This is a genomic window from Burkholderia sp. Ac-20365 (assembly GCF_017104715.1).
Lineage (GTDB): Bacteria > Pseudomonadota > Gammaproteobacteria > Burkholderiales > Burkholderiaceae > Paraburkholderia.
In genome coordinates this window covers 279,632-299,227 of record NZ_JAAGPI010000002.1, presented here as the reverse complement: position 1 = coordinate 299,227, position 19,596 = coordinate 279,632, and the positions used below count along the sequence as shown (strand labels likewise).

The window sequence follows — 19,596 nt, the reverse complement described above, 5'->3', positions numbered from 1 at the left end:
GTTCGGTTCTGGCTTACGCGTCTGTTGTTCGCTCGTTATCGTTCGATACACCGCACGAAGCGGCGTTCGACGTTCGCGGCTCGATCATACCGCGTGAATTTTTCGCAGTGCGCCGCTTTCGCTGATGCAACCATCGTGCGCCTGATGACGTGACGGTTTTGCGTCCGCCTTCGTCACGCGCAAGCCTTCAGAACGGCTCCTTGCCGGGGAAATCCGGCGCGCGCCGCTCGCGCAGCGATGCCACGCCTTCCTTCACGTCCGGGCCCGCAAAGCCCATGAATTCGAGCGCCAGCGACGTATCGAAAGTCGGTCCTGCCGAACGCAGCCAGTTGTTGAGCGCGTACTTGGTCCAGCGGATCGCCGTTTGCGAACCGTGCGCGAGCTTGCGCGCGACTTCGAAGGTCTTCGGCAGCAAGTCGTTGTCGTCGACGGCGAGCGACACGAGGCCGATGCGCTCCGCCTCTTCGCCGCTGACCGGCTCGCACAGCATCAGGTAGTACTTCGCCTTCGCCATGCCGCACAACAGCGGCCACACGATCGCCGCGTGATCGCCCGCCGCGACGCCAAGCCGCGTATGTCCGTCGATAATGCGCGCCGACTTCGTCGCGATCGAAATATCGGCGAGCAGCCCCGCGACGAGCCCCGCGCCGACGGCCGGCCCATGCATCGCCGAGACAATCGGCTTGCTGCAGTTGATCACGTTGTAGACGAGATCGCGCGCCTCGCGCCATACGCGTGTGCGCACGTCGAAATCGTTCGCCATCTCTTCGACCAGACCGAGATCGCCGCCCGCCGAAAAGCCCTTGCCTTCGCCGCGGATCACCACGACGCGCGTTTCCGGATCGCGATCGACGTCGCGCCAGATATCGGCGAGTTCGCGATGCATGCTCGCGTCCGCGGTGGCGAGCGCGCTGCGGTTCGTGCCTTCGCCGCTCATCACGATTTCGAGGATGCCGTGCGCATGACGCCGCACGCGCAGCGACCTGTAATGCGCGTAAAACGCAGGTTCGACCGTTTGCGATTCCGATTCGTGAGACATGGCAGGCATCCGTAAGAGCGACGCGTCGGCGTCGAATCACACATCATGCGCGCGACGCAGCCGACGCTGCGCCACGCAACACACGTCGTCTAGCGCGGCTGATACACCCACTTGCCGTTGCTGATTTCGACCATCACGCGCGCGCGCTGATCGAGGCCGAGGTGATCGGTCGCGCTCATGTTGACGACGCCGTTCGTGTCGGCGAGTCCTTTGGTTGCTTCGAGCGCATCGCGCAGCGCGCGGCGAAATTCGACCGTGCCGGGCGCAGCCGATTTCAGCGCAATCGGAACCGCGTTGTCCAGCAGCATGCTCGCGTCCCATGCATAAGAGCCGAACGCCGACACGCTGCCGGGCCCGCGCAGCTTCTCGAAGCGCCCGATGTAGTCGAGCGCGAGTCGCTTTGAAGCATAGTCCGAAGGCAGTTGCGACGCGACCAGCACCGGGCTCGCAGGCAGGAACGTGCCATTGCAGTCCGCGCCGCACACGCGCAGGAAATCGTTATTGCCGACGCCGTGGTTGTGATAGATCTTGCCCTTGTAGCCTCGGCCGATCAGCGTCTTCGGCGGCAGCGCGGCAGGCGTGCCCGCTGCGCCCACGACAACGGCATCCGGATTCGCCGCCATGATCTTCAGGATCTGTCCGGTGACGCTCGGATCGGTGCGATTGAAGCGCTCGTTGGCCACCACGTTGATGTGGTGAATCTGCGCGAACTTGGCGACTTCCGCATAGAACGTTTCGCCGAGCGCATCCGCCTGGCCGATGTACGCGATCGTCTTCACGCCGTGCTGGCTCGCGTGCTCCGTGATCGCGGAGGCCATCATCGCGTCGGTTTGCGGCGTCTTGAACATCCAGTGACGTTTGGCATCGACAGGCTCGATGATCTTCGCCGACGACGCCAGCGAAATAGCCGGCGTTTCACCTTCGGCGACGACATCGATCATCGCCAGCGAGTTCGGCGTGATCGACGAACCGATGATGGCATCGACGTGATTTTCGGAGATCAGCTTCTTCGTGTTCTGCACGGCTTGCGTCGTGTCGGATGCATCGTCGAGCACGATGTATTCGACCTTCTGTCCGGCGATCTCTTTGGGAAAGAGCGATACCGTATCGCGCGCGGGAATGCCGAGCGATGCAGCCGGTCCCGTCAACGACAGCACGAGGCCGATCTTCACCTGCGCGAGCGCGAATCCTGGCAGAAGAGAAAGTGCAGCGGCGAGCGTGTGCCGTTTAGACACGCCAGACACGCGCGCACGCAAGGTTGAAAACGCAAACGACCCGTATCGCGGCATGCTTGTCTCCATGTGGTTTATTGTGCTTCTGCGATGCGTTGCGACTTTGCCGTCCGCTTGTCTTCTTGTTCGCGGATCGGCGAGCGAGACACGATGGCCTCGCGCGAGCGTCAGTGTAGCGGCGCGTGTGGCGCTATCGGCATCGGGCGAAACCCTTTCGGTTCGCCGACACCGCATGCCTCACGCCGCTACAACATCAACGCTCGCCTTCGAGCGGCGCGATAGCCTGATCGATCGAACCGAAAATCGACTTGCCCGCTTCGTCGAACATTTCGATCTTCACGGTATCGCCGAACTTCATGAATTCAGTCTGTGCGCTGCCGTGCTCGATCGTCTCCAGGCAGCGCTTTTCGGCGATACAGCAGTAGCCGCGCCTGGCGTCCTTGTTCGACACCGTGCCCGAACCGACAATCGCGCCCGCACGCAGATTGCGCGTCTTCGCTGCATGCGCGATCAGCTGGCCGAAGTGGAACACCATGTCGGTGCCCGCATCCGGCTGGCCGACTTTCTTGCCGTTCCAATGCACGATCATCGGACGATGCACGCGGCCTTCGCGCCATGCATCGCCGAGTTCGTCGAGCGTGACGGCAACAGGCGCGAACGACGTCGCCGGCTTGCTCTGGAAAAAGCCGAAGCCTTTGGCGAGTTCGGCGGGAATCAGATTGCGCAGCGACACGTCGTTAACGAGCGTGACGAGGCGAATGCTTTTCAACGCCTGCTCGGGCTTCACGCCCATTTCGACGTCGCCCGTGATGACGGCGACTTCCGCCTCGAAGTCGATGCCGAACTGTTCCGATGCGCACACGACGTCGTCTTTCGGCCCGATAAAGTCGTCGCTGCCGCCCTGGTACATCAGCGGATCGGTCCAGAACTCGGGCGGCATTTCCGCGCCGCGCGCGCGGCGCACCAGTTCGACGTGGTTCACGTACGCGGAGCCGTCGGCCCACTGGAATGCGCGCGGCAGCGGCGCCATGCATTCCCTTGCGTCGAACGAAAAGGTGTTGCGGGCGCGGCCCTGATTCAGTTCGTCGTACAGGTCGCGCAGTTGCGGCGCGTAGAACGTCCAGTCGTCGAGGACGCGCTGCATCGTCGGCGCGATGGCGTCGGCGACGGCGGCCGTGTGCAGGTCGCGGGAAACGACGATCAATTGACCGTCGCGCGTGCCGTCCTTCAGCGAGGCAAGTTTCATGGCGGAGAAAGCGTGTGGATGACGATAAGAGGAATCTATTCTACGATGGTGAATCGGCGCGGCCAAAGCGGATGCTCGTTGCAAACGATGTCCGCGCCATTCGCCTCGCCTCAAAGCTCACCGTTCAACCGTCTCACTTATGCCGCCGACCGCCCGCTCAAGCTCGATCCGCAAAGACGCCGAATCCGCCGAAACGCTCGATTCCGCTGACGACGATGCCGTCGATCAGCAAGACGGCGACCACGACGGCGGCGAAGAAAAACTGCGCTCGGGCATCCAGTCGATCGAAGTCGGGTTCCGTCTGCTCGACGTGCTCACGCACGAGCCGCGCGCGATGATGTTGCGCGATCTCGCACAGCGCGCGGGCATGAGTCCGGCGAAGGCGCACCGCTATCTGGTCAGTTTTCAGCGGCTGGGCGTCGTCGCGCAGGATCCGCTGACAGGCCGATACGAGCTTGGTGGCTTTGCACTGCAACTGGGATTGGCGCGGCTTGCGCGCGTCGACGGCGTGAAGCTCGCGCGCATTGCGCTAGCCGAATTGCGCGAACGGCTCGACATGACGGTGGGCATCGCCGTGTGGGGCAATCAGGGGCCTACCGTCGTGCACTGGATGGAATCGAGCTACCCGGCAAAAGCGTCGCTCAAGCTCGGCGATGTGATGCCGATGCTCAGTTCCGCAACGGGTCTGCTGTTTGCCGCGTATCTGCCGCGCAGCAAGACGGCGGCGAAGATCGAGCGCGAACTCGCGGAAACACAGCGTTGGGCCGCAGCCAACAGTCCGCGCACACCCGACGATGTCGAACGCGCGCTTGAAGACGTACGCGCACATGGTGCGGCGCGCGTCGAAGGCATGCTGCTGCCGACCATTCACGCGTTCTGCATGCCCGTGTTCGATTCGAATGGGGATCTCGCGCTCGGCCTGATCGCACTCGGCCACGAAGGCGCGTTCGATATCGCGTGGGGCGGCGAAGTCGACACCGCGCTGCGCGAATGCGCGCAGAAGCTGTCGTATGAACTCGGGTATAGTCCGACGCCACGATGAGCGCGCGGAACGCATGACAGCAAAGCGCGGTCGAACGGTGTCCAAACGCGCATAGCCTTGCGTTTCGCCTTCAGGATATTGCCTCTTTCGATGTCGTCTCCAACCGCTGTCCCTTCCGTCACGCCGGCTAGTCTGGCCGCTGCGCAGCGCCGCTCGTCGCGCTTGCGCTGGACGGGTGTGCTGATTGCGGTCGTTGGCGTGCATTTCATCGCGGCACAATGGTTCGAACGGCATCGCGATACCTTCAAGCCGATGTCGCCCGAACATGTTCCTGTGCAAGTCGCGCTGCTGAAACCTGAGCGCATCGAAACACAGGCAGCCGTTTCGCAGCCGCCTGCGAAGGCGGCGCCTGCCGCGCCGAAGCCGACGGCGCGACCGCGAAGCGAGCATGTGTTAACGGCCACGCGACCCGCCACAAAGCCTGTTAAGACAGCACCCGCAACTGAAACGGCGAGCGCGCCTGACGAAGCTTCGGCCGCATCGACGGCGAACGTTGCGTCGTCCGCAACGGGAACTGCCAATTCCGCTTCCAATGCTGCCGGCCAGGGCAACGCAGCGCATGCAACGCCCGGCGTAAAGTTTTCAGTGCCGCCATCGGGCGAGTTGCAGTACGACACGTTCTACAACGGCGTGCGCAACCAGCCCGGCACGATCCACTGGTCGAGCGACGGTCACTCGTACGACATGGTCGTGTCGGTGCCCCTGCCGTTCATCGGCACGTTCAGCTATTCGAGCCACGGACATGTCGATGCATTCGGCCTTGCACCTGATCAGTACATCGAAAAACGCGGCCGGCGCGGCGAAGACGTCACCTCGTTTCATCGCGACACGAAACAGATCGGTTTCACACGCACGCCGAATACGCTGCCGCTGCAAGACGGCGCGCAAGACCGCTTCAGCATGGTGATGCAACTCGCCAGTCTGGTGCGCGGCGATCCCGACGCGTATCAACCGGGCGTCACGCGCCAGTTCTTCGTCACCGACAACGACAGCGGCGAAATCTGGCCGATCGAAACCATCGGCGACGAAAGCGTGCGCACCGATCAGGGCATCATCGAAGCACGCCATTTCATGCGACTGCCGCGCCGCGAAGGCGACCGCCGGCGCATCGATGTTTGGCTCGCGCCGTCGCTCGGCTGGCTGCCCGCGCGTCTCGTGCAAACCGAGCCGAACGGCACGCAGATCGAACTCGTCTGGCGCGGCAAGATCGCGCCGCCCGACGCGAACGGCAACACCTCTTCCACCGACGACACGTCGACACCGCCCCAACCTTCCGTCACCGATCCCGGCGCAGGGCCCGAAAAGCCCTAAAGCGATGATTGTCCTTCGCAAAAGAGGACACTGTGAAACCGAGACGACACACGCTGTGCATCAAGAAACTTCTGATGCCTTAGCGAATCGCACTACGAATCGCACGGATTGCGTTGGCGATTCATGCGAATCCGATGAACTGAATTGCATGAACGGTTGAATCGTTCGTTCTTTCAATGCGGCATCACTAACGGAGCACGCATGCAAATCAATGTGAACGGCCTCGATACGCGCTATGTTTTGAGTAACGAAGGAGGCGGTCCCTGGCTGACTTTCATTCATCAGCTTGGCGGCGATCTGTCGATCTGGGATCAGCTCGCAGGCTATTTCCGTGACGACTACACCGTCTTGCGTTACGACGTGCGCGGTCATGGTCAAACAGCCGTATCAGACAGGCAGTTCAGTGTTGCAGATTTGTCGCAGGATCTGCTCGCCCTTTTAGATGCGCTTGGCGTGCAGAAGACGCATATTGTCGGAATGTCGATGGGCGGCATGATCGCGCAACAGTTCACACTGGATAACCCGGCGCGCATCGAAACCTTGACGCTCGCCGACACGCATGCCGCCACGCCGTCTGGCGGTCACGCAGTCTGGGAGCAGCGCGCAGCGAAATCGCGCAATGACGGCGTCGCGGCGCTCGCGCAGGCGACGATGGAACGCTGGCTGACGGCGGGTTTTCGCACCGCGCATCCTGAGGTCGTCGAACAGATTCAGGAGGTATTTGCAAGCACTTCGTCTGAAGGTTACGCGCAAGCGTGCATTGCGCTGCGCGATTTCGATGTGCGCAGTAGACTGAATGAAGTTGCTCTTCCCACTCTTGTTGTGGCTGGACGCCACGATGCAGGCACGCCACCTGCTGATACACACGAAATTGCGAATGCCATCCGGAACGCGCAGTTCGAGTTGCTGGACGCAGCTCACCTCGCACCGATCGAACAGTCGCAACGCTTCACTGCTTTGCTGGAATCGTTTCTGCAAAAACGGGTCTAACCGATAGGTCCGGAGAATTCAAAGCGTCAGGCCGGACCCACCCCTTGAATTCCAAACCAAGGGCTCCATCTACGGTGCAACACTGGCCCGGAGCCATCGGAAATAAGGAGTGTCGCCATGCAAATGATCTACAACAGCCCCAACTATTGTGTTGTCGAGTTCCCGCCGCAAGACGGCCATGTCTCGATGCTTTCCGGCGGGTATGAGATCGTCGACAAGAATACGCAACGCGAGATATACATCGACGGTGCGATGGCAGCCAGTTTTCGCGAACACGTGCAGAAGCTGATCGAAGACGAACCGACGCTAGACGAAGTGGATGAATTTCTCGGCCAGTTCGACAGCCTGATGAACCAGCCGGTCATTCTTCACTGACCGACACGCGCCATCCCCAGGCGACACGTCCAATCGACCCCGTCCGGCCTCGCGCCGGGCGGGGTTTTTCGTTTTAAACGGCTGGTACACGGCCGGCGTGGCGCATTTGCGGGAAATTCCGGCGCGAAACGCTGAGCAGCATCCTTGCGCCCGCTGCGCAAGCCGCGAAAGAAATACACACTGCGCTACATTTCCCCGCAACCGTCGCGCCGCGACCCGCGCACGCCGCCTGCGCCCGGCGCGCCCGCGGCCATGCGGCTACAATATTGAGTTTCCTGAAAAAAGCCGGCCCGTCCGGCACGAGCCAGATCAGACCATGAACCAGCCCGATCAGACCAAGACCCAGCCCGCCCCGACAGCCGCCCGCGCCGCCTACACGCGCGGCGCGAATCTGCCCGCGTTGCTCGAATCGCGCATCCTGATCCTGGACGGCGCGATGGGCACGATGATCCAGCGCTACAAGCTCGACGAAGCCGCCTATCGTGGCGAGCGCTTCAAGGACTATGCACGCGACATCAAGGGCAACAACGAACTGCTGTCTATCACGCAGCCGCAGATCATCAGCGAGATTCACGAGCAATATCTCGCGGCGGGCGCGGACATCATCGAAACCAACACGTTCGGCGCGACGACCGTCGCGCAGGCCGACTACGGCATGGAAGAGCTCGCCGTCGAGATGAACCTCGAGTCGGCGAAACTTGCGCGCGCCGCGTGCGACAAGTATTCGACGCCCGACAAGCCGCGCTTCGTCGCGGGCGCAATCGGACCGACGCCGAAAACCGCGAGCATTTCGCCCGACGTCAACGATCCGGGCGCACGCAACGTCACCTTCGACGAACTGCGCACCGCGTACTACGAGCAGGCAAAGGCATTGATGGAAGGCGGCGCGGACCTGTTCCTCGTCGAAACGATCTTCGACACGCTGAACGCCAAAGCAGCCCTCTTCGCACTCGACGAACTATTCGAAGACACGGGCGAACGCCTGCCCATCATGATCTCGGGCACGGTGACGGACGCATCGGGCCGCATTCTGTCGGGCCAGACGGTCGAAGCGTTCTGGAATTCGCTGCGTCACGCGAAACCGCTCACGTTCGGCCTGAACTGCGCATTGGGCGCGGCGCTGATGCGCCCGTACATCGCCGAGCTGGCGAAACTGTGCGACACGTATGTGTCGTGCTATCCGAACGCCGGTCTGCCGAATCCGATGAGCGATACCGGCTTCGACGAACTGCCCGCCGATACATCCGGCCTGTTGAAGGAATTCGCGCAAGCCGGTCTCGTGAACATCGCGGGCGGCTGCTGCGGCACGACGCCGGAGCACATTGCCGCTATCGCGAAGGCGCTGAACGACGTGAAGCCGCGCAAGTGGCCGAGCCAGTATCGCGACGCAGCCTGAAGCACTGACAGCACGTTGCCCGCACGCAAACATCGACGCATTGACGCACTGACGAAACACGCACACCAACCATGACCGATCACACGATGCGCCTTTCCGGCCTCGAGCCGTTCAACGTCACTTCGGGGACGCTCTTCATCAACGTTGGCGAACGGACCAACGTGACGGGTTCGAAGGCCTTCGCGCGGATGATCCTGAACGGCCAGTTCGACGAAGCGCTGGCCGTCGCGCGCCAGCAGGTCGAAAACGGCGCACAGGTCATCGACGTCAACATGGACGAAGCGATGCTCGATTCGAAAGCGGCGATGGTGCGCTTCATGAATCTGATCGCGTCGGAGCCGGATATCGCGCGTGTGCCGATCATGATCGACTCGTCAAAGTGGGACGTGATCGAAGCGGGCCTGAAGTGCGTGCAAGGCAAGGCAATCGTCAATTCGATCTCGCTGAAGGAAGGCGAAGCCGCGTTCCGTCATCACGCGAACCTGATTCGCCGCTATGGCGCCGCCGCCGTCGTCATGGCGTTCGACGAGCAAGGTCAGGCCGACACCTTCAAACGCAAGACGGAAATCTGCAAGCGTTCATACGATTTTCTCGTGAACGAAGTCGGCTTTCCGCCGGAAGACATCATCTTCGATCCGAACATCTTCGCGATCGCGACGGGTATCGAAGAGCACAACAACTACGCCGTCGACTTCATTGAAGCGACGCGCTGGATCAAGCAGAACCTGCCGTATGCAAAGGTGAGCGGCGGCGTGTCGAACGTGTCGTTCTCGTTCCGCGGCAACGACCCGGTGCGCGAGGCAATCCACACCGTGTTCCTGTATCACGCGATCCAGGCGGGCATGGACATGGGCATCGTCAACGCCGGTCAGCTCGGCGTGTACGCGGATCTCGATGCGGAACTACGCGATCGCGTCGAAGATGTCGTGCTGAATCGCCGTGAAGACGGCACCGACCGCCTGCTCGAAATCGCCGACAAGTTCAAGACGGGCGCAGCGAAGAAAGAAGAGAACCTCGAGTGGCGCAACCAGCCGGTCGAGAAACGTCTTGCGCATGCGCTCGTGCACGGCATCACGAACTTCATCGTCGAAGATACGGAAGAAGCGCGCGCGAAGATCATGGGTGACGGCGGCCGGCCGATCAACGTGATCGAAGGTCCGCTGATGGACGGCATGAATATCGTCGGCGACCTGTTCGGTCAGGGCAAGATGTTCCTGCCGCAAGTCGTGAAGTCGGCGCGCGTGATGAAGCAGGCTGTCGCGCACCTGATTCCGTTCATCGAAGAAGAAAAACGTCTGCTCGCCGAAGCAGGTGGCGACGTGCGCGCGAAAGGCAAGATCGTCATCGCGACCGTGAAGGGCGACGTGCACGATATCGGCAAGAACATCGTTTCCGTCGTGCTTCAGTGCAATAACTTCGAAGTGGTCAACATGGGCGTGATGGTCCCTTGCAACGAGATTCTCGCGAAGGCGAAAGTCGAAGGCGCGGACATCATCGGGCTGTCGGGTCTGATTACGCCGTCGCTCGAAGAAATGGCTTACGTCGCGTCGGAAATGCAGCGCGACGACTACTTCCGCGTGAAGAAGATTCCGCTGCTGATCGGCGGCGCGACGACCTCGCGCGTGCATACGGCCGTGAAGATCGCGCCGAATTACGAAGGCCCTGTCGTCTACGTGCCGGATGCGTCGCGTTCGGTATCGGTCGCATCGAACCTGTTGTCCGACGAAGGCGCGGCGAAGTATCTCGACGAACTCAAGTCCGACTACGACCGCATCCGCGATCAGCACGCGAACAAGAAGGCGCTGCCGCTCGTGACGATCGCCGAAGCGCGCGCGAACAAGACAAAGGTCGACTGGAGCGCGTACCAGCCGGTGAAGCCGAAGTTCATTGGCCGCCGCGTGTTCAAGAACTACGATCTGAACGAACTCGCGAACTATATCGACTGGGGTCCGTTCTTCCAGACGTGGGATCTCGCCGGTCCGTATCCGGCCATTCTCAATGATGAAATCGTCGGCGAATCGGCGCGGCGCGTGTTCTCGGACGGCAAGTCGATGCTCGCGCGCCTGATTCAGGGCCGCTGGCTGACGGCGAACGGCGTGATCGCGCTGCTGCCCGCCAACACCGTCAACGACGACGACATCGAAATCTACAAGGACGACTCGCGCAGCGAAGTCGCGATGACGTGGCGCAACGTGCGCCAGCAAAGCGTGCGTCCCGTGGTGGACGGCGTGATGCGCCCGAACCGGTCGCTCGCCGACTTCATCGCCCCGAAGGATTCGGGCGTGGCCGACTACATCGGCATGTTTGCGGTGACGGCGGGCTTGGGCGTCGACGTGAAGGAAAAGCAGTTCGAGCAGGATCACGACGACTACAGCGCGATCATGCTGAAGGCGCTCGCCGATCGTTTCGCCGAAGCATTCGCCGAAGCGATGCACGCGCGCGTGCGCCGCGATCTGTGGGGCTATGCAACGGACGAAAGCCTGTCGAACGACGATCTGATCGGCGAGAAGTATCGCGGTATCCGTCCGGCGCCCGGCTATCCGGCGTGCCCGGATCACCTCGTCAAGCGCGACATGTTCGACGTGCTGCAGGCGAACGAAATCGGCATGAGCGTGACCGAATCGCTCGCGATGCTGCCCGCTGCGAGCGTGTCCGGCTTCTATCTCGCGCATCCCGACAGCACGTACTTCTCGGTCGGCAAGATTGGCCAGGATCAGCTCGAGGACTACGCACAACGCATGTCGCTGTCGAAGGCGGATGCCGAGCGGGCGCTCGCGCCGCTGCTGTAAGCGGCTGTGCGGGCGGCAGGACTATATCGCCAGCCATAGGCTGAATATTTTCAGCTGAAAGCACAGCGAATATTTTCGGCTTTGTAGACTGAACGGGCTTTACCTGCCGACCTGCCAGACGCGACGAGAAAAAACGCGTCGGCTCAACGACTTGCAACCGTCAACGGAGAAAAATCGTATGAAGAAGCTGACGCTGATGTTGATCGCGTTATCGATTGCCGCGATGGCGCCGCTCGCCGAGGCCCAACCCGCGGCGCCGGGTGGATCGAGCGCGGTGAGTTCGTACTCGCCGCCCACCGTCAAACACGTGAAGAAGCCGAAAAAGAAGAAGACGAAGAACGGTGCGTCCGCTCCCGCGACCGCGCCGCAAGGGGCAAGCCAGTAAGGCTCGTGACTCCGCAAACAAAAAAGCCCGTCGAACGACGGGCTTTTCTGCTTCTGGACGTCACGCGTCGATCCGGAACGAACCGATGCGACGCGCGCCGCCTTTAAGGCAGCGGCAATGCCAATCTGACGCCGCTCGACGAACCCAGGTGGCTCGCCTCAAAGACCCCAGACGATATCCGTATTTTCCTTCTGCGCCGCGCGCAGCATGTCGAGGAACGGAAACGCCCGTTGCGCGAGGCCGATGGGGATTTCGTGATGTTCGTGGCCTTCCTCGTTTTCGTGGAAGTGGCCTTCATGCTCGGCGCGCTCCTGCTTGTCGGTGACGATAGCCGCCTCCAGCTTGGAGATCGCCACGCCCAGTTCGTCGTGATTGATCACGCCGCGTTCGCCGAGCCGCTTGCCGATGATGCCCAGCAGATATTGGGCAAGATTCTCCAGCATCACCACATCCGGAGCGGAGCGGCACTTGAAAGTAATCAGCATGATGACGGTTCCCTTTTCGTTATGTTGACTTCGCGCGCGGCCAGCCGCATGACGCTCGCGACAACCCGCCGCACGGTTCCGTTGACGCACCGGCCCGCCGTCGAACGGCAGGCCGGCGGCCACGGCCCTTGCTGGGCATCTCATTGGACATATTAGCACCTGCTAAAATCCGACATTGACGGAAAAAGCTCGCTGCCGTACGCCCGGTCACGCTGCGCTGCATCGCAGCCGCGCGTGATCTGGACGGTCGCCACGCAACCACGGCCGCGCATCGGGCGCGCAAGCACTTTCCACGCCGTCGACGGTTATGCACCACGCCGTTCACGGCGCTGCCCCGCTTCATCGGACTGCCTCACTGGACTTGCAACAAGCATGCTGCCTGCACACAAACACACTCTCGAAACCCTGCTGACCGACGTCGTCAAGCAGGTCGCCAAGGCCACTCAAGGCGAATCCGAAGCCGCGTTCGTCGCGCCCGCCATCACGCTCGAGCGACCCAAGGTCGCCGCGCACGGCGACGTCGCCTGCAACGTCGCGATGCAGCTCGCCAAGCCGCTGCGCGCCAATCCGCGCCAGCTCGCACAGCAGATCGTCGACGCACTGGGCGCGCATCCGCTCGCGCAAGGCCTCGTCGAGAGCGCCGAAGTGGCCGGTCCGGGCTTCATCAACCTGCGCCTGTCGGCGGCTTCCAAACAGGCCGTTATCGCTGCCGTGTTCGAGCAGCGCGAAACCTTCGGCCGCTCGCAGCGCGAAGCCGGCAAGCGCGTGCTGGTCGAGTTCGTGTCGGCCAACCCGACGGGCCCGCTGCACGTCGGCCACGGCCGCCAGGCCGCGCTCGGCGATGCGATGTCTAACGTGCTCGCGTCGCAAGGCTACGGTGTGCATCGCGAGTTCTACTACAACGACGCCGGCGTGCAGATCGGCAACCTCGCCATCTCGACGCAGGCGCGCGCCCGCGGCCTGAAGCCGGGCGACGCCGGCTGGCCGGAAGCCGCGTACAACGGTGAGTACATCGCCGATATCGCGCGCGACTACCTGAACGGCGAAACCGTGTCGGCCAGCGACGGCGAGCCCGTCAAGGGCACCGGCGACGTCGAAGACCTCGAAGCGATCCGCCGTTTTGCCGTCGCCTATCTGCGTCATGAGCAGGATATGGACCTGCAGGCGTTCGGCGTGAAATTCGACCAGTACTACCTCGAATCGTCGCTGTACTCGGAAGGCCGCGTCGAGAAGACCGTGAACGAACTGATCGCGGCCGGCAAAACCTACGAGCAGGAAGGCGCGCTGTGGCTGCGCACCACCGACGACGGCGACGACAAGGACCGCGTGATGCGCAAGTCCGACGGCACCTACACGTACTTCGTGCCGGACGTCGCGTATCACGAGACCAAATGGGAGCGCGGCTTCACCAAGGTCATCAATGTCCAGGGCTCGGACCACCACGGCACGATCGCGCGCGTGCGCGCCGGCCTGCAGGGCCTGGGCATCGGCATTCCGAAGGGCTATCCCGACTACGTGCTGCACAAGATGGTCACCGTGATGCGCGACGGCCAGGAAGTGAAGATCTCGAAGCGCGCGGGCAGCTACGTGACGGTGCGCGATCTGATCGAATGGTCAGGCGGCGCGCAGGCGGGCCAGGAAGTGTCGCCGGATCTGCTCGATGAAGAAACGATCCGCCGCGGCCGCGACGCGGTGCGCTTCTTCCTGATCTCGCGCAAGGCCGACACGGAATTCGTATTCGACGTCGATCTCGCGCTCAAGCAGAACGACGAGAACCCGGTGTACTACGTCCAGTACGCGCACGCGCGTATCTGCTCGGTGATCAACGAATGGAAGTCGCGCTACGGCGCCGACGAAGCCGTGCTGCCGTCGGTGAGCCTCGCGCCGCTCGACAGCGAGCGCGCAATGGCGCTGCTGCAAAAGCTCGCCGAGTTCCCGGACATGCTGACGCACGCCGCCGACGAGCTCGCGCCGCACGCGGTTGCGTTCTATCTGCGCGACCTCGCGGGTGAATTTCACTCGTTCTACAATGCCGAACGCGTTCTGGTCGACGACGAAGCGCCGCGCAATGCGCGCATCGCGCTGCTCGCCGCGACGCGCCAGGTGCTGGCGAACGGCCTTGCCGTGATCGGCGTATCGGCACCCGCAAAAATGTAATCTCCGCGCGGTTTAATTGAACTTAATTGGGACGATACGTGAATGACCGTCGCTATAATCGACGGTCATTCCAGATTTCCTTTTGCAGGTGAATTAGACGATGGCAAAACCACGCCGCACTACAAAGCAGTCGAAACAAACCGGGGGCACTTTTCTCGGTATCGTGCTGGGCCTGATCGTCGGCCTGGCCATCGCGGTGGTGGTGGCGCTCTACATCACGCGCGCACCTACGCCGTTCGTCGCGAAGGTCGCGCCGCCCGCCGCATCCGATAGCGGCGCAAGCCAGCCGCAATACGACCCGAACCGTCCATTGCAAGGCAAGAGCCCCGGCCAGCCGGTGCCGCAAGCCGCGCAACCCGCGCCGCCCAATACCGCGCCGGGCCAGACCACGAACCAGTCGCAGACCTCGGGCATGCTCGACGAGCCGCAGATCGTCGAAGTGCCACCGTCGAACAACGGCGTCGCGGTTGCGCCGAAGCCCGCGCAGGACAACGGCGCTGGTTCGAATAACGGCGCGAACAACGGCACGGCTACCGCGCTGATCCCGCCGAAGAAGGCACCGACCCCGACCAGCGCGCCCATCACGACCGCGAACAACACGCCGCAACAGCCGCCCAAGGCCGGCTCGACGCCGAACGCGAACGGCACCCCGCCCGCCGCCAACGACGCGAACACCGGCTATCTGCTTCAAGTCGGCGCCTACAAGACGGCCGCCGACGCCGAACAGCAGCGCGCCCGCCTCGCCTTCCAGGGTTTCGAATCGAAGGTTACGCAGCGCGATGCGAGCGGTGTGACGTACTATCGCGTGCGGATCGGCCCGTTCTCGAAGTTCGAGGACATGAATACGACGCGTCAGCGTCTGTCGGATGCGGGCGTCGATACCGCCGTGATCCGCTTCACCAAGCAGTGATTCACATTTCGTAATGCGTTGTCACGCGCCGCCGCTGAACCTCCAGTGTGCGGCGCGAGTCTCAGGTGCGGCAGCCTGCCGTCGAATCCGTAGCGGACGCGGCGTGCAACAAGCCGGCCACCGTTACTCTCCCTGATTGGGTTCACAAGACATGAAAAAACTGCTCAGCATTCTTTTCCTCTCGATTGGTCTCGTCGCAAGCGCGGCGCAAGCGTCGCCCGCTGCGCCCGTCGCCGGCAAGGACTACACCGTCCTGTCCACGCCGCAGCCCGTCGAAGCGCCTGCCGGCAAGATCGAAGTCATCGAGTTCATGTGGTACGGCTGCCCGCACTGCAACGAGTTCGACCCGTACCTGGAAGCGTGGATCAAGAAGCAGGGCCCGGACGTCGTGTTCAAGCGCGTGCCCGTTGCGTTCCGCGACGACTTCATCCCGCACTCGAAGCTCTACCACGCAGTCGACGCGCTCGGCCTCGCCAATCAGCTCACGCCGGACATCTTCCACGAGATCCACGTCAACAAGAACTATCTGCTGACGCCGGAAGACCAGGCCAAATTCCTCAAGACGAAGGGCGTCGATCCGAAGAAGTTCATGGACGCGTACAACTCGTTCTCGACGCAAAGCGCGATCCAGCGCGACAAGAAGCTGATCGAAGACTTCAAGATCGACGGCGTGCCGACACTCGCGGTGCAAGGCAAGTACGAAACGGGCCCGGCACAGACCGACAGCCTGCCGGGCACGATCCAGGTTCTCGATTACCTGGTCGCGCAGATTCGCGCCAAGAAGATGTAAATCAGCTCGTACGCGCCGCATGAGTTCACCCCTGAAGGTTTTCATCACCGGCGCGTCGAGTGGCATTGGTGAAGCGCTCGCCGCCGAATATGCGCGGCGCGGCGCGATTCTCGGCCTCGTCGCCCGTCGCGGTGAAGCGCTCGCCGCCTTCCAGCAGTCCCATCCCCAGAACACCATCTCCGTGTATTCCGTCGACGTACGGGACGCGGACGCGCTCGCGCAGGCCGCGCAGCAGTTCATCGCCGAATACGGCTGCCCCGACATCGTGATCGCGAACGCGGGCATCAGTCGCGGCGCCGTCACGGGCCACGGCGATCTGCAGACGTTCCGCGACGTAATGGACGTCAACTACTTCGGCATGGTCGCCACCTTCGAGCCGTTCGCGCAGGCGATGATCGCCGCGCGCAAGGGCGCGCTGGTCGGCGTGGCGAGCGTCGCAGGCGTGCGCGGGCTTCCGGGATCGGGCGCGTACAGCGCGTCGAAATCGGCGGCGACGAAGTATCTGGAAGCGTTGCGGGTCGAAATGCGGCCGCTTGGCGTATCGGTCGTGACGATCGCGCCGGGCTATATCCGCACGCCGATGACGGCGCACAACCCGTACACGATGCCCTTCCTGATGGACGCAGACCGCTTCGCCGCGAAGGTCGCCGAGGCGATCACGCGCAAGAAGCGCTTCGCTGTCTTCCCGTGGCAGATGCGCCTCGTCGCCATGCTGCTGCACGTCGCGCCTCGCTGGCTCTACGACGCCGTGTTCGAAAAAGCGCCGCGCAAGCCTCGCGCCGCGCAGTAGATCATGCCCACGCGTGCCGTCGATGCAGCTGGTATCGAGCACGCGAAAGCGGAACGCGGCGCGCGCATCGTGTCGCTGGTGCCGAGCATCACCGAACTTCTCTTTGTCTTGAAGCTGGACGCGCAGATCGTCGGGCGCACCGGTTTTTGCGTGCATCCGCGCGACAAGGTGCGCGTCGTGCCGAAAGTCGGCGGCACCAAGGCTGTGAAAATCGACGCCATACGCGCGCTGCAACCGACGCACGTGATCGTCAATATCGACGAAAACGAGCGCGAAACGGTCGAGCAGTTGCGGGCGTTCGTGCCGCATGTGGTCGTCACGCATCCGCTGGAGCCTCGCGACAACTTCTCGTTATACGCGCTGCTCGGCGCGATTTTCGATCGTGACGATGAAGCGAATGCGTTGAGCGTGAAGCTCCAGATACAACTCGATGCCTGCGCATCGCGAGAATGGCCGTTGCAAAACGTGCTTTACGCAATCTGGCGCGAACCGTTGATGACCGTCGCGCGCGACACTTACATTTCCTCGATGCTGCGCCTCGTGAACTGGCAAACACTGCCCGACGTGCGCGGCGGAGAGACAGGCGCGGCGCGTTATCCTTCGTTCGATCTCGATGCCGTGTGGCTCGCCAAGGCTGACCGCGTGCTGCTGCCGAGCGAGCCGTATCGCTTCACGCAGCAGCATTGCGATGCGCTTGCGCTGGATCCACGTCTCGCAGGCAAACGGATCGAGCTGATCGATGGCGAAATGGTGTCGTGGTACGGCTCGCGCGCGATCGACGGCATCGCGTATCTTGTGGACTACGCCAGCCGGTAGCCAGAATCCGCCGCCGGATCCGACACATATGGATATGCGGATTCAATTGTTGTCGCTGCCGTAAGCGTTCGATAAGCTTGCGCCAGAGCCGGCGAGTCGTGACGCACGACGCCAGCATCGAAGCCGTATCAGAATCAGTTTGCGTGAAAGCACCGGCACGGAGCGCGCGTCGTGAGCCGCAACATGCACACCGCCGCCCCGCCACGAACAATTCGAAATCCCGGGAGATCTTATGCGTTTCAAGTTGCTTGCCGCCGCCGCGACGTTCACGGCCTTCGCTATCGCGCCGGCGCTGGCTGTCGCGAAGCCGCTCACCGTCTGCACGGAATCGAGCCCGGATGGCTTCGACGTCGTCCAGTACAACTCGCTTGTCACGACCAATGCGTCGGCGGATGTGATCTTCAATTCGCTCGTGTCGTACGACGAAGCGGCGAAGAAAGTCGTGCCGTCGCTGGCCGACAAGTGGGACGTGAGCGCCGACGGCCTCTCGTACACGTTCCATCTGCGCCCGAACGTGCAGTTCCAGACCACCGATTACTTCAAACCCACGCGTGCGCTGAATGCCGACGACGTCGTCTTCACGTTCAGCCGCATGCTCGACGAGAACAACCCGTGGCACAAGGTTGCCGGCGCGAGCGGCTTTCCGCATGCGCAGTCGATGGGGCTCGTGAAGCTGATCAAATCGGTATCGAAGGTCGACGACAACACGGTGAAGTTCGAGCTGAACGAGCCGAACGCCACGTTCGTATCGATCCTGACGATGGGCTTCGCATCGATCTATTCGGCCGAGTACGCGGATCAGCTTCTCAAGGCCGGCAAGCAGGTCGACCTGAACGCCAAGCCGATCGGCACCGGCCCGTTCGTGCTGAAGGGCTACACGAAGGATTCGATCATCCGCTATGACGTGAATCCGACCTACTGGGGGCCGAAGCCGAAGATCGACCGCCTGATCTACGCGATCACGCCCGATGCCGCCGTGCGCGCGCAAAAGGTGAAAGCGGGCGAATGCCAGATCGCGCTGTCGCCGAAGCCGCAGGATGTCGCCGACGCGAAGAAGGACAAGTCGCTCGACGTGGTGCAGACGCCCGCGTTCATGACGGCGTTCGTCGCGCTGAACACGCAGAAGAAGCCGCTCGACAACCAGAAGGTGCGCGCCGCGCTGAACATGGCGTTCGACCGCACGTCGTACCTGAAAGCCGTGTTCGACAACACCGCGACGCCGGCCAACAATCCGTATCCGCCGAATACGTGGAGCTACGACAAGGCCGTCAAGCCGTGGCCGTACGATACCGAGAAGGCGAAGAAGCTGCTCGCCGAAGCGGGTTATCCGAACGGCTTCGAAACGACGATCTGGGTGCGGCCGAACGGCAGCGTGCTGAATCCGAATCCGAAGGCAGGCGCGGAAATGCTGCAGGCAGACTTCGCGAAGATCGGCGTGAAGGCCGAGGTGAAGGTGATCGAATGGGGCGAGTTGATCAAGCAGGCCAAGCAAGGGCAGCATGACACGCTGTTCATGGGCTGGGCCGGCGATAACGGCGACCCGGATAACTATCTGTCGCCGCTCTTTAGCTGCAATGCGGTCAAGTCGGGCATCAACTTCGCGCGGTATTGCGATCCGGAACTCGACAAGCTGATCGCGCAGGGCAAGGAGACGGCGGATCAGGGCAAGCGCACGAAGGCGTATGAGGCCGCGCAGCAGATCATCCACGATGCGGCGCTGTGGATTCCGTTGGGGTATCCGACTGCGGCAGCCATTACGCGCACGAACGTGAGCGGTTATCACGTCAGTCCGTTTGGGCGGCAGAATTTTGGGGCGGTGGCGGTGCAGTAGGCCTTGCTGCCG

At 62.5% G+C, this 19,596-nt stretch carries 16 protein-coding genes and 1 pseudogene; 13 read left to right on the top strand and 4 right to left on the bottom strand.

What is annotated here, in order from left to right; all coding sequences use genetic code 11:
* Window positions 1-187: 187 nt before the first annotated feature.
* From G3O01_RS04645 to G3O01_RS04635, 3 genes are all read right to left on the bottom strand, one after another.
* Window positions 188-1,039 (bottom strand): enoyl-CoA hydratase/isomerase family protein, encoded by an 852-nt coding sequence (locus tag G3O01_RS04645; RefSeq protein ID WP_205803361.1) that lies wholly within the window; start codon window positions 1,037-1,039, stop codon window positions 188-190.
* A gap of 89 nt (window positions 1,040-1,128) precedes the next feature.
* Window positions 1,129-2,328 carry an ABC transporter substrate-binding protein gene (locus tag G3O01_RS04640; protein WP_205803360.1) on the bottom strand — a complete coding sequence of 400 codons (1,200 nt, stop codon included), beginning with the start codon at window positions 2,326-2,328 and terminating at the stop codon, window positions 1,129-1,131.
* A gap of 196 nt (window positions 2,329-2,524) precedes the next feature.
* Window positions 2,525-3,517 (bottom strand): fumarylacetoacetate hydrolase family protein, encoded by a 993-nt coding sequence (locus G3O01_RS04635; RefSeq protein WP_205803359.1) that lies wholly within the window; start codon window positions 3,515-3,517, stop codon window positions 2,525-2,527.
* Window positions 3,518-3,656: 139 nt separating this feature from the next.
* On the opposite strand from G3O01_RS04635, the gene G3O01_RS04630 reads away from it, so the two are divergent.
* From G3O01_RS04630 to G3O01_RS04600, 7 genes and pseudogenes are all read left to right on the top strand, one after another.
* Window positions 3,657-4,559 carry an IclR family transcriptional regulator gene (locus tag G3O01_RS04630; RefSeq protein WP_205803354.1) on the top strand — a complete coding sequence of 301 codons (903 nt, stop codon included), beginning with the start codon at window positions 3,657-3,659 and terminating at the stop codon, window positions 4,557-4,559.
* A 90-nt stretch (window positions 4,560-4,649) separates the two neighbouring features.
* On the top strand, window positions 4,650-5,870 hold the full coding sequence (locus G3O01_RS04625; RefSeq protein ID WP_205803353.1) for a DUF3108 domain-containing protein: 1,221 nt from the start codon (window positions 4,650-4,652) through the stop codon (window positions 5,868-5,870).
* A gap of 201 nt (window positions 5,871-6,071) precedes the next feature.
* On the top strand, window positions 6,072-6,860 hold the full coding sequence (pcaD, locus tag G3O01_RS04620) for a 3-oxoadipate enol-lactonase (protein ID WP_205803351.1): 789 nt from the start codon (window positions 6,072-6,074) through the stop codon (window positions 6,858-6,860).
* 117 nt (window positions 6,861-6,977) lie between these two features.
* On the top strand, window positions 6,978-7,235 hold the full coding sequence (locus G3O01_RS04615) for a DUF3567 domain-containing protein (protein WP_054929575.1): 258 nt from the start codon (window positions 6,978-6,980) through the stop codon (window positions 7,233-7,235).
* A 316-nt stretch (window positions 7,236-7,551) separates the two neighbouring features.
* Window positions 7,552-8,631 carry a homocysteine S-methyltransferase family protein gene (locus G3O01_RS04610; RefSeq protein WP_205803349.1) on the top strand — a complete coding sequence of 360 codons (1,080 nt, stop codon included), beginning with the start codon at window positions 7,552-7,554 and terminating at the stop codon, window positions 8,629-8,631.
* Between the two features lie 53 nt (window positions 8,632-8,684).
* A pseudogene (metH, locus tag G3O01_RS04605) lies at window positions 8,685-11,420 on the top strand (methionine synthase); the annotation flags it as partial.
* A gap of 178 nt (window positions 11,421-11,598) precedes the next feature.
* The gene (locus G3O01_RS04600; protein ID WP_205803340.1) at window positions 11,599-11,805 is read left to right on the top strand and encodes an acid-shock protein; all 207 of its coding nucleotides are present in this window, start codon (window positions 11,599-11,601) and stop codon (window positions 11,803-11,805) included.
* Between the two features lie 158 nt (window positions 11,806-11,963).
* Here G3O01_RS04600 and G3O01_RS04595 read toward each other — a convergent pair whose 3' ends face one another.
* A complete protein-coding gene (locus G3O01_RS04595) occupies window positions 11,964-12,290 on the bottom strand; it encodes a DUF1840 domain-containing protein (protein WP_205803703.1) in 327 nt (108 codons plus the stop codon).
* A gap of 372 nt (window positions 12,291-12,662) precedes the next feature.
* Between G3O01_RS04595 and argS the strand changes: the two genes are divergently transcribed.
* The 6 genes from argS to G3O01_RS04565 all read left to right on the top strand — a co-directional run bounded on the left by argS (window position 12,663) and on the right by G3O01_RS04565 (window position 19,584).
* On the top strand, window positions 12,663-14,447 hold the full coding sequence (argS, locus tag G3O01_RS04590; RefSeq protein WP_205803339.1) for an arginine--tRNA ligase: 1,785 nt from the start codon (window positions 12,663-12,665) through the stop codon (window positions 14,445-14,447).
* A 100-nt stretch (window positions 14,448-14,547) separates the two neighbouring features.
* Window positions 14,548-15,357, top strand: a complete 810-nt coding sequence (locus G3O01_RS04585; RefSeq protein WP_205803338.1) for an SPOR domain-containing protein — start codon at window positions 14,548-14,550, stop codon at window positions 15,355-15,357.
* 151 nt (window positions 15,358-15,508) lie between these two features.
* On the top strand, window positions 15,509-16,147 hold the full coding sequence (locus tag G3O01_RS04580) for a thiol:disulfide interchange protein DsbA/DsbL (RefSeq protein ID WP_205803336.1): 639 nt from the start codon (window positions 15,509-15,511) through the stop codon (window positions 16,145-16,147).
* 19 nt (window positions 16,148-16,166) lie between these two features.
* Window positions 16,167-16,937: an SDR family oxidoreductase gene (locus G3O01_RS04575; protein WP_205803334.1), complete on the top strand. Its 771-nt coding sequence runs from the start codon at window positions 16,167-16,169 to the stop codon at window positions 16,935-16,937.
* Between the two features lie 3 nt (window positions 16,938-16,940).
* Entirely contained in the window at window positions 16,941-17,753 is an 813-nt protein-coding gene (locus tag G3O01_RS04570) for a helical backbone metal receptor (protein ID WP_205803332.1), read from the top strand.
* Window positions 17,754-17,985: 232 nt separating this feature from the next.
* Window positions 17,986-19,584, top strand: coding sequence for an ABC transporter substrate-binding protein (locus G3O01_RS04565; RefSeq protein ID WP_205803330.1), 1,599 nt, complete (start codon window positions 17,986-17,988; stop codon window positions 19,582-19,584).
* Window positions 19,585-19,596: the final 12 nt, after the last annotated feature.

Coding starts and splice junctions, on each gene's coding strand:
- G3O01_RS04645 (WP_205803361.1), bottom strand. CDS start 1,039: ATGTCTCACGAATCGGAATCGCAAACGGTCGAACCTGCGTTTTACGCG.
- G3O01_RS04640 (WP_205803360.1), bottom strand. CDS start 2,328: ATGCCGCGATACGGGTCGTTTGCGTTTTCAACCTTGCGTGCGCGCGTG.
- G3O01_RS04635 (WP_205803359.1), bottom strand. CDS start 3,517: ATGAAACTTGCCTCGCTGAAGGACGGCACGCGCGACGGTCAATTGATC.
- G3O01_RS04630 (WP_205803354.1), top strand. CDS start 3,657: ATGCCGCCGACCGCCCGCTCAAGCTCGATCCGCAAAGACGCCGAATCC.
- G3O01_RS04625 (WP_205803353.1), top strand. CDS start 4,650: ATGTCGTCTCCAACCGCTGTCCCTTCCGTCACGCCGGCTAGTCTGGCC.
- pcaD (WP_205803351.1), top strand. CDS start 6,072: ATGCAAATCAATGTGAACGGCCTCGATACGCGCTATGTTTTGAGTAAC.
- G3O01_RS04615 (WP_054929575.1), top strand. CDS start 6,978: ATGCAAATGATCTACAACAGCCCCAACTATTGTGTTGTCGAGTTCCCG.
- G3O01_RS04610 (WP_205803349.1), top strand. CDS start 7,552: ATGAACCAGCCCGATCAGACCAAGACCCAGCCCGCCCCGACAGCCGCC.
- G3O01_RS04600 (WP_205803340.1), top strand. CDS start 11,599: ATGAAGAAGCTGACGCTGATGTTGATCGCGTTATCGATTGCCGCGATG.
- G3O01_RS04595 (WP_205803703.1), bottom strand. CDS start 12,290: ATGCTGATTACTTTCAAGTGCCGCTCCGCTCCGGATGTGGTGATGCTG.
- argS (WP_205803339.1), top strand. CDS start 12,663: ATGCTGCCTGCACACAAACACACTCTCGAAACCCTGCTGACCGACGTC.
- G3O01_RS04585 (WP_205803338.1), top strand. CDS start 14,548: ATGGCAAAACCACGCCGCACTACAAAGCAGTCGAAACAAACCGGGGGC.
- G3O01_RS04580 (WP_205803336.1), top strand. CDS start 15,509: ATGAAAAAACTGCTCAGCATTCTTTTCCTCTCGATTGGTCTCGTCGCA.
- G3O01_RS04575 (WP_205803334.1), top strand. CDS start 16,167: ATGAGTTCACCCCTGAAGGTTTTCATCACCGGCGCGTCGAGTGGCATT.
- G3O01_RS04570 (WP_205803332.1), top strand. CDS start 16,941: ATGCCCACGCGTGCCGTCGATGCAGCTGGTATCGAGCACGCGAAAGCG.
- G3O01_RS04565 (WP_205803330.1), top strand. CDS start 17,986: ATGCGTTTCAAGTTGCTTGCCGCCGCCGCGACGTTCACGGCCTTCGCT.